General features: G+C 74.0%; 1 protein-coding gene and 1 pseudogene. Both read right to left on the reverse strand.

All coding sequences use genetic code 11. The features are described from left to right. Window positions 1-1296 precede the first annotated feature (1296 nt). Window positions 1297-7887: pseudogene (locus OG524_RS35105) on the reverse strand (beta-ketoacyl synthase N-terminal-like domain-containing protein); the annotation flags it as partial. Between the two features lie 71 nt (window positions 7888-7958). Next, entirely contained in the window at window positions 7959-13865 is a 5907-nt protein-coding gene (locus tag OG524_RS35110; protein WP_405812369.1) for an SDR family oxidoreductase, read from the reverse strand.

Below are 13865 nucleotides of genomic sequence, written 5' to 3' on the forward strand. Positions count from 1 at the left end.
AGCCGCCGCCGACCGGACCGTGACCGTGTCCCGTACGCGCGTCACCTCGACCCGGTGCGCCGGCCCCGCAGCACCCGCGACGCGCGCGGACCGGAGATCGGCGGCCACCTCCACGGCGGACGGATGGACCCCGGCCGGCCGGCCCACGTGCTCCTTGACCGCGATCAGTTCCAGATGGTCCCGCCCCCGCGCCCCCGACGGCAGGCCCCACACCTCGGCCACCGTGCCGCGCAGCCAGTCGAGGCCCTCCACGTCCTCGGCGGTCAGCACGGTCACCCCGTCCCGCTGCCGGGACAGACCGAGCCCATCCACCGGGCGCCGCCCGGCGAACTCCCGGCGATCGGCCGATGAGCCCGAGGCGAGGGCCGTCACCGGCAGCAGCACACTGACCAGCCGCAGTGCGGCGACGACCCGCCCCTCGACGAGGAGCTGGACGTCGGACACCGGCAACGACCTGTCGCCGCAGTCGAATCCGGCGAAGCGGGCCTCAACCGACGCGAGACCGGCCCGGGGCAGCACCTCGTACACGTCCAGGGAGACGACCCGGTGCGGGAATCCGACCTCGTCACCGCCGATGTCCGGTGCCCACCGCCGCAGGCCCTGGTGCGGGATCACCTGGACGACGGCGTCGAGCAGCCCCTGGTTCAGATGTCCCGGCGGCACGGTTCCGCGCCCCGCGTCGAGCACCCCGGACGAACCGGTCGCCCCGGTCGACCAGGAGGTCAGATACCGGAAGGCCGGGCCGTGGAACAGCTCGGCGGAGGCGTACGGGTCGGGCCGCACCTCCGCGTCGGGCAGCGGCGCGAACGGATCGGGCCGGCCGGCGGCGGCCCGGTCGCCCACCCACACCGTCGCGGTCGCGGCCTCCTCGAATCTCGACAGGGCCGCCGTCCCCGCCTCCCGCCACACCAGCAGCCGCACCTCGACACCGCCGAGCCCGTCGCCGGCCCCGCCCGGACCGGGAACGGCCTCGGTCCGCAGCCGGACCGGCCCCGACACCGGGATCCAGCGACGGAGCCGCACATCCCGTACGGCGACGACCCGCCGACCGGTGCGGTCCGCCGCGGCCCCGGCCAGCCGGTCCAGGACGGACATCATCGGCAGCACCGGAACCGTCCAGGTCGGACAGTGATCCGCCACCCACGTGTCGACCCCCGGATCCAGCAGCTCCTCGGTACCCGGGCCGGTCGGATCACCCGTGGCGGGTCCGGTCGGATCACTCGTGGCGGGTCCTGACGGAACTCCCGGCCCGTCCGTGGGACCGTCCCCCTGCCCGGACGGATCTCCCGGCGCTGTCACGGGACCGCCCCCCGGCACCACGCGCATGCCCAGCCCGCGCACGCGGTAGATGCACGTGTCGTCGCCCCACAGCGACGCCTCCGCCGTCGCGTACGGACCCCGTGCGTCGTGCCCGGCCTCCAGGACCTCCATCTCCACCCTGATCAGCCGGTTGGCCGGGGTGATCTGACCGCGGTACGTCCAGGTCATCTCCCGGCCGGGCAGCACCGGTTCGAAGCGGGGGTCCGGGACACCGGCCGTCATACCGCGTTCGATCAGGTGGTACCGCAGCAGCTGGCACATCGCCTCGATGCCCAACGAGCCCGGCTGCACCGGGTCCTGGAAGAAGTGTGCGGCGAAGAACCACTCGCCCGCGTCCACGTCCTTCTCCGACCGCAGCCGGCCGAGCCCCGCACACCCCCCGTCCGGCCAGTACCCCGTGATCCGGTCGAGCATCAGCAGCATCGGACCGGGCAGGCGCGCCGGACCGGCGCAGTAGCGGTCGGGCCGGGAGGTCAGGTCCACGATGCGGTCGCAGGGCTCGTCGAGGCGGGCCCGGTCCTCCGCCGACACGGGCAGACCGGCCTGGTGGTCGAAGGCCGAGGGCGGGAAGTACCCGAAGACCGTGGAGAGTTCGAAGAGCGGTTCCCCGTCGGCCGTACAGGTGACGTCGAACGACTCGATGATCATGTCGCCGCTGCGGGAGACACGCGTCAGCCTGGCGTCCGTGCGTACGGACCCGGTCGCGGGAGTGACCTCGCCGGTGACGGTCCCCGATCCGTCGAGATTGCGGAACAGCAGGTCGGTGCCGGTGGTCAGCGCGCTGCCCACGTAGGAGGCCAGCCAGCCGCACGGCTGCAGCGCGATCTCCAGGAGGACGGCGAACGGCATCGTCCGGCCGTCGTTCTGCTCGAAGTACCAGGCCGCGTCCGGTACGTCGTACTCCGCGACGACGGCGCTGCCCTCCCGCATACCGCCCTGCGGGCCGTCCACCTCCGCGATACGGCTCATGAAGTGGTACGGCGGGCCGGGCAGACGGGCGACCTTGCGCGTGCCGTCGAACGGCGTGTACGCGGCGCCGAACGCCTCGCTCGGCCTGCCCCACGCGCACGCGAGCAACGAGGCGTAACCGAAGGGGAATCCGCCCACCGAGGCGACCGGGCGGTCCTCCGTATGGCCGTCGAGCCCGCCGAGGGCCGCGAGCGGCACCGGAACACCGCTGTCCCGGACGGCGGGCGGGCCCAGCCGCCGCCAGTGCGAAAGCGGCCAGTCGGGCACCAGGCGCAGCGCCACGTCCCGGCCGTGGAAGGCCTTGACCCCGTCCACCGTGCCCAGGACATCGGCGTACAGCGTCGGCAGCGGCCCGGACGAGACGCCCCGCACGAACACCTCGTACACGACCCGGCGGCTCTCCGGGGTGGCCTGACCACGGCACCCCGCCGAACAGGAGGAGCCGTCCACGGGCTCGAAGCGCCACCCGTCCCTGCCGACGGTGAAACCCATGGCCGCCAGATAGAAGGCCATCGCCTGGAAGCCGCCCTGGAGCATCAGGGTGCCCGGCATGCACGGGTCGTTCCTGAAGTGCCCGGCGAAGAACCAGTCGTCCGGCGACACAGGCGTCTCGGCGCGCAGGTAGCCCCGGCCCCACGGACCCCCGGCCGGATCGAACTCCGTCACCTCGTGCAACAGCCGCAGCCGGCCGGTGTCGATGCCGGGGGAGCGGACATGGGCGGCGGTCGCCTCCCAGCCCGGCCCGAAACAGTCCGCGGGCCGCCCCTCCGACAGCGCGCGCACCCGCTCCGCCGTGAAGCCGGTCAGCTCGCAGCGCACAGCGGGCGGATCGAGCGGAAAGCCCTCGCCCGGCGGGCAGTCGGCGGGATCCCACCGCACCCCGGCGCTGTCGGCGAGTTCCGCACGGGTGAAGAACCCGGCCTGGCCGTTGCGGACACTCAGGCGGAGCTCGCCGTTCACGGAGCAGTCGTAGTGGAAGAAGAACAGCCGGACGCCGTCGTGTTCGGCATGGCCGTCGATATGGATCTCGTAGCACAGCGTGTCGCCCGCCTCGGGCGGGCTGCCGTGGTACGTCAGCTCGCAGCCGAGCAGACGGTAGGCGCGTTCGCCCCGGTTGAGCAGGTCGACACCGAGCCAGCTGATCAGCAGCAGGTCGGCCTGGCCCGCCTCGATCATCAGACCGGCCGGCATCCGGCCGGCGGGGTCCAGATACCAGCTGTCGAGGCGGACATCGGTCTCGGTCCAGATCGTCCCGGAGGTGCGCACCTGTCCGGGTCCGGCGAGCGCCGCCGGTTCCGCGTCGATGCCGGCGACGCGGTCGGCGAGCAGCATGGGAGGTTCGGGCATCCGGGTCTGCACCGCGTAGGCGTCCTGCGCGGCGAACCGGGGGCCGAACAGCGCGGAGATCCGGCCTGAGGCGAGGTGTTCGAGCTGGGCACGGTCGAACTTCGGTCCGGGCAGCGGACCTTGGCGAGGGCCTGACGGCGAGGGCGCGGCACCGGGTTCGGCGTGCGGCGGAGGTGTTGCGGCTCCGGGCAGCCGTACGGGGAGCGGAGGCGTCCCGCCAACCCCGCCCGTGCGCGTCCCGCCACCCGCCCCGGTGCGCGTCAGTGCGGCCACCGCCTGGGCCGAGGTGTGCAGGAAGCGCAGATGGGTCTCGGTGTGCAGGGCCGTGATCTCCTGATGGAGCGCGGTCACCCGGCGAGTCTGCCGGACGACCAGAGCCCGTACGTCCGTCGGCTCCGGCTGCCGCTCCGCCCGCGGTTCCACGACCTCGGCGGCCGCCGGGGCCGCGCACAGGCCGGCCTCCCACTCCTGCAGCGGCGTCAGTTCGGGAGCCCTGCGCATGATCACGGCAGGCGCCTGGAGGGACGGCAGACGGGGTGTGGCCGGAACGGACACCGTGACGGTGGGCCCCCGCCCGGTGCGGTCCACGGCAGCCGCCCCGAGGCTCCGGAAGAGCTCCTCGGCCCGCACGGGCACCCCGGCGACGACCAGCTCGGCCACGGCGAGGCACAGCTGTCGCAGGGCCGTGCCCTGCGGGGCGTCGAGGGCGACGGCCACATGGTCGCGGTCGCCGAGCACGCGCTTGACCCAGCCGGTGCACAGCCCGCGCGGCCCGTGCTCGACGAAGACCCGGACCCCGTCGGCCCACGCCTGTTCGACCGTGGCAGCGAAGTCGATCGTGCCCAGCCCCTGGGCCGTGAGTGCCTCGGCCGCACGCTCGGGCGTCGGGCGGTACGACCGCCCGGTGGCCCCGCTGTAGAACCGCACGCCCGGCACATCGACGGTGGGACGGTGGTGCACCTCCCGCCACCGGTCCCGGACATCGGCCAACTCCGGTACATGGGCGGCCATGTCGTAGTCGATCGCGATGGCCTGGACGTCACCGAGCCGGGCCACGACGGCGGCACACGCCCGCGACTCGCCGCCGATGACACAGAGGCCCGGCGCGTTCACCGCCATCAGGTGCACGGCGACCTCGACCGAGAGTTCCGTACGGACCCTGTCGAGGGGCGCGTTCACCAGATAGCTCGACCAGCGGGAACCCCGTACGCCCAGGCGTTCCCAGGCGCGCCGGACCGTCCGGAGCTCGCCCGTGAGCTCCGTCGTGAACAGACCGCTGTCCCTGGCCGCGCCGTACAGCCCCGCGGCGTCCGGCCATGCCCGCAGGGCCACCAGGGCGGCCGACTCGCCGGAGGAGTAGCCGATGGCGGCGTCCGGCCGCAGGCCGAGCATGTTCCGGGTGAGCTCGGTGTGTACGGCGGCGAGCCCGGCGGCACCCCAGATCTGGTCCAGCACCGTCGGCGCCGAACAGGGGCGCGCCCAGGCGGCGACGGGCCCGTGGTCGGCCCTGACCGCCTCGCCGAGCGACGGCAGCGCGAGCATCAGCTCATGGCCCATGCCCCGGTAGGAGGCCGAGCCGTTGGTGTACACGAAGGCGGTACACCCCGTCACCGGCCCGTCCCGGTAGAACACGTCGGCCGGCCTGATCCCGCCCTCCGTCAGCCAGCGACGCGCGGCCTCCGCACGGACCGCAAGCCCGCCTTCGCCCTCCACCACGAGCGCCAGCCTGGCCGGGCCGTCCGAGGACTCCCTCCCGGACGCGAGCGCGGCAAGCACCTCCCGGCGGTCGCCCCCGGAGAACACGTGCAGGCGAGGCGCCTGCCCTCGCAGCCACGGCAGGGGGTCACCGGCCCGCAGCCGGACCGTGGCGGGGGCACCTTCCAACGGGGACACGACAGCCGCGGCGGTCCGCGGGAACGCACCGGGGTCCGCGGGCCTGTCCGCGCACGGCACCACGCGGTGCCGAAGCGCGACCGCCGCGACCGCTACGGACAGCAGCCCCTGGGCCGCGTGGGCACGCCCGAAGAGTGACGCCGGGTCGAATACGGCGTCGGGCCCGTCGCCGACGACCAGGTCGGGTACGCCGGTCGGGTCCTCGTCGAGCAGGGCGACCACCGTGTCGCCGTCCCTGCGGGCGGCGTCGAGCGGTTTGAGGACCAGGACCACGGCGGCGTCACCCGGCTCTGACGCGTGGCCCAGTTCGCGCAGGGCGGTCCGCGCGACCAGCCCGCACGACAGGTCCGTGGCGCCGACGAGCGCGGCATCGACCTCCCCCGCTCTGATGGCCCGAGCGGCCAGACCCAGCGCCACCGGGCCGGAAGCCTCTTCCGCCGACACCGCGAAACCGGGCCCCGCCAGGTCGAGTTGGGTGCTGATCCGGCTCGCCACGAGATTGGGCAGGCTGCCCACCACCCGTTCCGCCGTCATGGGGGACACGAAGGCGTCCCGGGCGCGGTCGAGCGAATCCGCGTCGTCGGCCTCCCCGGCCCGCTGCAACCAGTACGGAACCCGCCACCGGGCTCCGGCCCGCGCCACCTCGGGATCCACCCCCGTCCCGATGACCACCATGGTCCGCTCGCGGGGCAGGGACACCCCCCGTACCGCCTCACGGGCGGCTTCGAGGACCAGCAGCTGATGGGGCACGGTGTGCTCCAGGGACAGTGGCGGGAAGCACAGATCAGCCAGCTCCACGGCGATCCCGGTGACGGGACCGCGCCGCTCGCCGCCGAGCACCGCGCGGCGGAAGTCCTCCGTATCGGCTCCGTCACCGCCCCGGGCACCGAGGGCGACGATCGCCACCGGCGTCCGACGCCCCGGCACGTCGGGGACGGGGCGGCCGGAAGGCTCCGGGGCCGGGGGCGGCGCGGGCAGGTCCGGGATCCGGGCGTCCGCGCGCGGACGCGACGGTGCGGGCACGGCGAACGCCTGGTCGCGGTCCCAGCAGTCCACGATCAGATGGGCGTTGGTCCCGCCGAAACCGAAGGCACTCAGGGCCGCCCTGCGCCGCCCCGGCCACGGCTCCGGTTCGGTCAGCACGCGCAGCGGAGTGCCGCGCAGCTCGGCCAGCGGACGCTCGGCGCCGAGCGTCGCCGGACGGATCCCCGTACGCATCGCGCCGAGCAGCTTCAGCAGCCCGGCGACCCCCGCCGAGGCCAGCAGGTGGCCCACGTTGGACTTCGCCGAACCGATCGGCACATCCTCGCCGCCGGCATAGATCCGGGCCATTCCGCGCGCCTCCACCGCATCCCCGACCGGGGTCCCCGTCGCATGGCATTCCACGAGCGAGACGGTCTCCGGCGCGATGCCCGCCGACGCGTACGCCAGGCGCATCGCCCGCACCTGGCCCTTCTCCGCCGGACTGAGCAGCCCATGGCCACGCCCGTCGTTGGACAGCCCGACACCCCGGATCACGCCGAGCACGGGCAGGCCGGAGGCGAGCGCGTCGGACAACCGCGTCAACGCGACGAACCCCGCGCCCTCACCGTGCATCAGCCCGTCGGCGTCCTGATGGAACGGCCGGCTGCGGCCCGTCCTGCTCACCGCCCCCAGTCCGCAGAACCCCACATGCAGATAGAGGTTGTCGACCCGGTTGACCGCTCCCGCCACCATCAGGTCCGCCGTGCCGTCGTGCAGCCGGTCGCACGCCAGCTTGATCGCGTACAGCGACGAGGCACAGGCGGCGTCGAGCGCCCACCCACCCGCGCCGAGCCCGAGCGCCCGGGCCGCCAGTTGGGCGGGTAGCCCCGACGAGAAGCGGTTGCGCGCGTCGGGCCGGGCCCGGCGCCCGTCCGTCAGCAGGGCATCGCGCACGGACGGCCGCTGCGCGGACAGCCATACGTGTTCGGCGTACGCCGAGCCCGTTTCCGTGGGGTAGGACAGATTGCCCAGTACGAGGCCCGCGCGCGGCAGCGGCCCTTCGCGCCCGGCCTCCGTGAGCGCCTGACGGGCGCCGTGCAGGACCCACCGGAAGAGCGGGTCCAGCCCGAGGATCTGTTCCGGGCCGATCAGGAAGCCGCCCGGATCGAAGGTGGAATCGAACCCCCGTACGTAGCCTCCGACATCGGTCCACGTACGGTCCAGATGGTCGTCCACCGAGCCCATGGCCCACTGGCGCGGCAGCCTCCACCGGTCGTCGGGAACCGCCGAGAGGCTTCGCCGGCCTGCGGCGATGTTGTCCCAGAACGTGTCCGGGTCGAGCGCGTCGGGCAGTACACAGCCCCGGCCGACGACGGCGATCGGTTCGAATCCCATACAGATCTCACTTCGCGTGCGGTACGGATGGCCGTCGGCCGCTGCTCGGGTCGGGGGCGGTCCGCCCGGGTTCAGGAGGGACGGCGGACGAGTTCCACGCCACGCAGTTCCACGCGTACGGACCCGTCGGGGTCGATCAGCGCGGCATCGCACCGCGCCCCCGTTTCGTGCGCCTTCCGTGCCCGCACCACGCACCGAAGCGTGCCGGTCACCGGCCCGCGCCGGTGAACCCTGCACTCAGCGACCGCCATCGGCAGCGTCGCGTCACCGAGTACGTGCTCCGCCCAGATCAGGGCGAGTTGGAGCGCGCCGTCCACGGCGGCCGGGTCGAGCGGCCAGTGGTCGCCCGGCCAGTCCAGCTCGCGCAGGCCCGCGACGGTCGCCTCGGCCCCGTGCCGGGAGACCCCGTGCACGGTGCGGACCGCCCGGAACAGGGGGCCGTGGAAGAGGACCCGTCCGTCGTACGCCTCCTCGCGGGCCGGCCGCGTCAGTCCGGCCGGGGTGTCCCAGGCGGCCGGATCCGGTTCCCCGGAACCGACGGCGGACTCGAAGGCCAGCACGGCCCGGAAGTGCGCGACGCCGTCCTCGGCCCGCAGCTCCACGTCCAGGTCCGAGGAATCCCCGACCGTGCCACGGCTGCCGTGCACGGTCAGCCGGTGGCCCTCGTGGGCGAGCCGAGGCAGGACGAGCTTCCTGAACACCCGGAGATCGCGCAGGACCACGCCGGTGGCGCCCGGCCGCCAGGCCACGGCCGCCCCGGCGAACCAGTTCAGGACCATCGCCACGGGCAGCACGGGAACCCCGGCCGGCTCGTGATCGGACAGCTGCGGATGGGTCCTCCGCCCGATCCGCACCTGGGCAGGACCCGGCTCACCGGCCGGAGCCAGGGCAGCGGCACCGTCGCCGGCCGCGATGACGACGCGCGGCTCGCCGGCCGCACCGTCCAGCTCGGCAGTGAAGGCGGCGGCCCCCTCCTCCAGGGGGATGAGGGCGACCCCGGACCGGCCGAAGTGCCCGGCCAGGGCCGGGGTGACCATTCCGCCGTGCCACGGACCCCAGGCCACGGACCGCACCAGGCAGCCGGGACGGCGGGACTGCTCGGCCGACGCCACCTGGTTGAGCAGCTCGTTGGCCATCGCGTAGTCACCCTGTCCCGCGTTGCCGAACACGGCGGCCACCGAGGAGAACAGGCAGATCACGTCGAGCGGATCGTCGGCCGTCGCGGCCAGCAGCGCGCGCAGGCCGTCGACCTTGGTGGACATCACCAGATCGAACTGGTCGTCGGTCTTGTCGCAGATCCGCCTGTCGGCCAGCACCCCGGCGCCGTGCACGAGGCCGGTGATCGGACCCCAGTCCTTCCGTACGTCGCGCAGCGCGGCGGCGAGCGCGTCGCCGTCCCGCACATCGACGGGGACGTACCGCGCGGCGGAGCCCGCGGCCTCCAGCCGTGCCAGCGTCGCCCGCACCTCACGCGCCGCCAGGATCTCCCGGGCCCGTGCGGACACGGCGGCCGGCGACGCGCCACCCACGTCACCGGCCGCGCGCTCGGCGAGCAGGCGGGTGAGTGCGGGCTCGTCGGTGGCCGACTCCAGGCCGGGCGGTTCCGCGACGGCGCCGGTCCGGCCGAGCAGGACGATCCGCGGCCGGTGGCGCCCGGCCAGGTCGAGCAGCGCGGCGGCCGTCACACCCCGCGCCCCTCCGGTGGCCACGATCACCGACTCGGCCGTGATCCGCAGGGTCCCGGGCCTCGGAGGGGCAGGCACCACCCGGGGCGTCGTACGGGTGCCGTCCGCGCTAAGCCCCACCTCCAACTCCGGTCCGCCTTGCAGTAGTTCGCGCACGATCGCCTCCGCGACCGCATCGGCGTCACGCTCGCCGGTCTCGCAGTCGATCGCCTTGACCGAAGCCTCCGGCCACTCCTTGGCCGCGGTCCGGGTCAGACCGGCGATCCCGCCGAGCCACGCACGGTCCGGACGGCGGCCGTCGAGCCCGAAGTCACCGCCGGTGTCCTGCACGGTGACGAACAGCCCGCCCCCTGCGGCCGTCCGGGCGGCGAACGCCCGTGCCGTACGGAACGCGGACCGGTGGACCTCGCGGGCCTCGTCGGGCGAGCCGGCCGCGGTCAGGCCGCCGAGGTGCACCACACCGTGCACGTCCTCGGCGACGTCGGCGGCGGCGGTGGCGTCGATGCCGTGAGCGGCCAGCCTCCGCGCGACGAGGACGGCGATTTCGGAGTCGTCCCCCACCACCGCGAGCGGTCCGTCGCCCAGGGCCGCCATCGCCAGGCCGGACGCGGGTGCTTCCACCGAACGCGGCACGAGCCTGGTCAGTCCGGCGCGCGGCGGAGGTGCGTCCCGCATGGCCGGGATCTCCGGGACGGCGGCCTCCGGGGAAGGAGAGCCGGTGCCCGTGCCCGTACCAGTGCCCGTGCCGGAACCCGGGGTGAGCGCGTCGACGATCTCGCGCAGGGTGCGGAGCTTGCCGAGGCGGGCGATGTCCCCCGTCGGAGCGTCACCCACCTGCCGGCGTACGGCGGACAGGATCTCGACGCGCTTGATCGAGTCGATTCCCAGATCCGCCTCCAGCTCCATGTTCGCGTCGAGCATGGCCACGGGGTAACCGGTGAGCCGAGCCACCACCGAGAGCAGTAGCTCCTCGAGCTCGGGTGGGGGAATCTCCCGCGGTGACCGGTCCGCGGGCTCGGCGACCGTCACCACAGGCGCGACGCCCGGGGTGTCCGGCACGGTGCGGAGCGGTACGGGGGCGAGGACCGGCGGGGGTGCCATGACGGTGGCCGGTGCGGCGGGCAGGACTGTCACCGGCTGCGGGGCGGGCGTTTGTGTCCGTGCGGATGGCACCCGCTGAGGCTGAGGCGCAGCTGCCGTGAGCGGCGGTCCGGAGACGGCCGCACCGAGCGCGCCAGGAATGCCGGGCGATCCCAGCATCGCGGCGAACGTCGCCTCCGTCATCCTCAGGAACGCCATATGACTGTCGATCAGCATGCGCTGACAGGCAGCGTGGGCCTCCGCCGTCTGCCGCTGCACACTCTCGACCATGGCGTACCAGTCGGAACCCGACGGGAGTTCGGACACGGGTGCGGGTGCGGGTGCCGGTGTCGGCACAGGCTCGGGAGCCGGCGGATTCGGTGCGGGCAGCGCGGCGGCCCCGCCTGCCGGCGGGTAGGGCTGACCGTAGTTGGCACCGCTGATCTTCACGGTCATCCTGGGCTTGCGCTCCTTCGCTGCTGTTCCGGGCGGCGTGTAGGGCGCCCAGAGGTGGTCGTGATCGAGCGGGACACCGCGTACGGCCAGGCGGCCGAGCGCGGTGTGAAGGCTGCTGACTCCGGACCGGCCGGGCCGGTCCAGGGGGACGGCCGCGTGCTCGCGGTCGCCGAGGATCTGACCGACCAGGCCGCTCAGCGTGGCGCCCGCGCCGACCTCGACGAAGGTCCGCACCCCCGCCGCGTACATCGCCTCGATCTGGTCGTGGAAGAGCACCGGCGAGGCCAGGTGGCCGGCGATCCTTTCGCGCACCTCGTCGGGCTCCGACGGATACGGTGCCGCGTCCGCGTTGCCGTAGACCTCGATCCCCGGCCCCGCGATCGCGAGGTCCCGCAGGAACGCGGAGAGCGGTTCACCGGCCGAGGCGACCAGCGGACTGTGGAAGGCGGCCGACGCGTTCAGCCGCCGGGTGGGGACGCCCTCGGCGGCGCATGTCCTCTCCACGGCCTCGATCGCCTCCGTGGTCCCGGAAAGCACCACCTGCTGGGGCGAGTTGTGGTTTGCCGGCCAGACGTCGGTGAACCCGCCGGCGGCCAGGACGGCCGCCACCCGGTCACGGTCCGCGCCGACCGCCAGCATCGCGCCCGGCGCGACGGCCGCGTCCCGCATCAGCTCACCGCGCCTGCGGGCCAGACCGACCAGGGACTCGGCGTCCAGAGACCCGGCGCAGTGCAGGGCCACCAGCTCGCCGAAGCTGTGGCCCGCCACGCAGTCCGGCCGCAGCCCGAGCCCCCGCAGCACTTCCAGCAGGGCGAGACTGTGCACGGCGAGGGCGGGCTGCGCCCACTCCGTGGCGGTCAGTTGTGCGCCCTGGGCCGCGCGCTCCTCGTCGGTGAAGGCCGGCGGTGGAAACACCACCCGGTGCAGGGGGCGGCCGTCGAACCCGGCACCGCCCAGCCGGTCCCAGGTGTCCTGGGCGGCCGGGGACAGCATGGCCAGATCGGCGCCCATGCCGACGTACTGCGCCCCCTGGCCCGGGAAGAGGAAGCCGATCCGGCCGGGTGAGGTGGCCGCGGTGGCGTACTGGACACCGGACGGTGTGGAGAACGCCGTGTCCGGCCGCTCCCGGATCAGCGCGGTCGCCTGTGCGAACTTCTCCCGCAGATCCTCGGTGCCGGTGGCGACGACCGCCAGCCGCACCCGGTCGGTGGGCGAGAACGTACGGTGGCTCTCCCGCGCGATCTCGGCAAGCGGCCGGTCGTCGATCGCCGCCCCCGACAGGGCGGACGCCGAAGCGGCGCCGAACAGGACGAGTTCGGTCGGAGCGGAACGGTGCCGCCAGGCCGCACGGCCGGGTGAGTCCGACGGGACGTACTCCTCCAGCGTGACGTGGAAGTTGCTGCCCCCGAAGCCGAAGCTCGACACCGACGCCCTGCGGGGGTGACCGGACGGCCGCACCCACGGACGGGCCTCGGTGTTGACGTAGAACGGGCTGTCCGGGACGGTCGTCGCCGGGGTGGGCCGGTCCACCTTGATGGTCGGCGGCAGCACCTTGTGGTGCAGGGCCATGACCGCCTTGAGCAGTCCCGCCGCACCCGCCGCGCATTTGGTGTGGCCGATCTGCGACTTGACCGAGCCGATCGCGCACCACTGCCGTTCCGTGCGCCCTGACTCGCCGAACACCGCACTCAGCGCGGTCAGTTCGGCGGTGTCCCCGGCCTTGGTTCCCGTACCGTGCGCCTCGACCAGCTCGACCGTGTCAGGACCGTAGCCCGCCTCCTCGTACGCACGCCGCAGCGCCCGCGCCTGGCCGTCGGGCAGGGGCGCGTAGATCGCCGTGCTCCTGCCGTCCGAGGAGGTGCCGATCCCGCGGATCACCGCGTGGATCCGGTCGCCGTCCCGTTCCGCGTCGGACAGCCGTTTGAGCGCGTACATGACGACGGCCTCGCCGAGCATGGTGCCGTCCGCCGCCTCGGAGAACGGCCGGCAGTCACCGCTGGGGGACAGCGCGGGCGTCTTGGAGAAGCACATGAACATGCCGATGTCGTTCGCGGTGTCGACGCCACCGCTGATCACCAGGTCGGACCGGCCGAGCGCCAGTTCGCCGACCGCCGTCGACAGCGCCGCCAGAGAGCTGGCACAGGCCGCGTCGGTCGTGTGGTTGGTGCCGTGCAGATCGAAACGGTTGGCGATCCGGCCCGCGATCACATTGCCGAGCAGCCCGGGGAAGGTCGACTCCTGCCACGGCGCGTAGTGGTCCGTGATCCGGTCGCACACGGCCTGCGCCTCGGCCTCGGCGAGTCCGCTCTCCCGCATCGCCTTGAGCCACACCGGCCGCCGGCTGCGCTCGTTCATGTGGGACAGCAGTTCCAGGGCGGCGGCCCCGAGGACGACACCGACCCGGTCCCGGTCCACACGCGACAGGCCGCCGGCGTCCGCGAGGACCTGGTCCGCGACCATCAGCGCGAGCAGCTGGGCGGTGTCCGTGGCCGGAAGGCTGGTGGGCGGCAGACCGTAGGCCAGCGGGTCGAAGTCGACCTCCGGCAGGAACGCCCCCTTGCGGGCGTACGTCTTGTCGGGGGCGGCCGGGTCGGGATCGTAGTGGTCCTCGACGAGCCAGCGGGACGCGGGGACCTCGGTGATCAGGTCCCGGCCGCCGATCACCGTCCGCCAGTAGCCTGCGGCGTCCGTCGCGCCGGGCACCAGCGCGCCGACTCCGACCACGGCGACGGGCACCTGAGGGCGGGTACCGGACAC

It is taken from the genome of Streptomyces sp. NBC_01520 (assembly GCF_045040375.1).
In the GTDB taxonomy this organism is placed as follows: Bacteria; Actinomycetota; Actinomycetes; order Streptomycetales; family Streptomycetaceae; genus Streptomyces.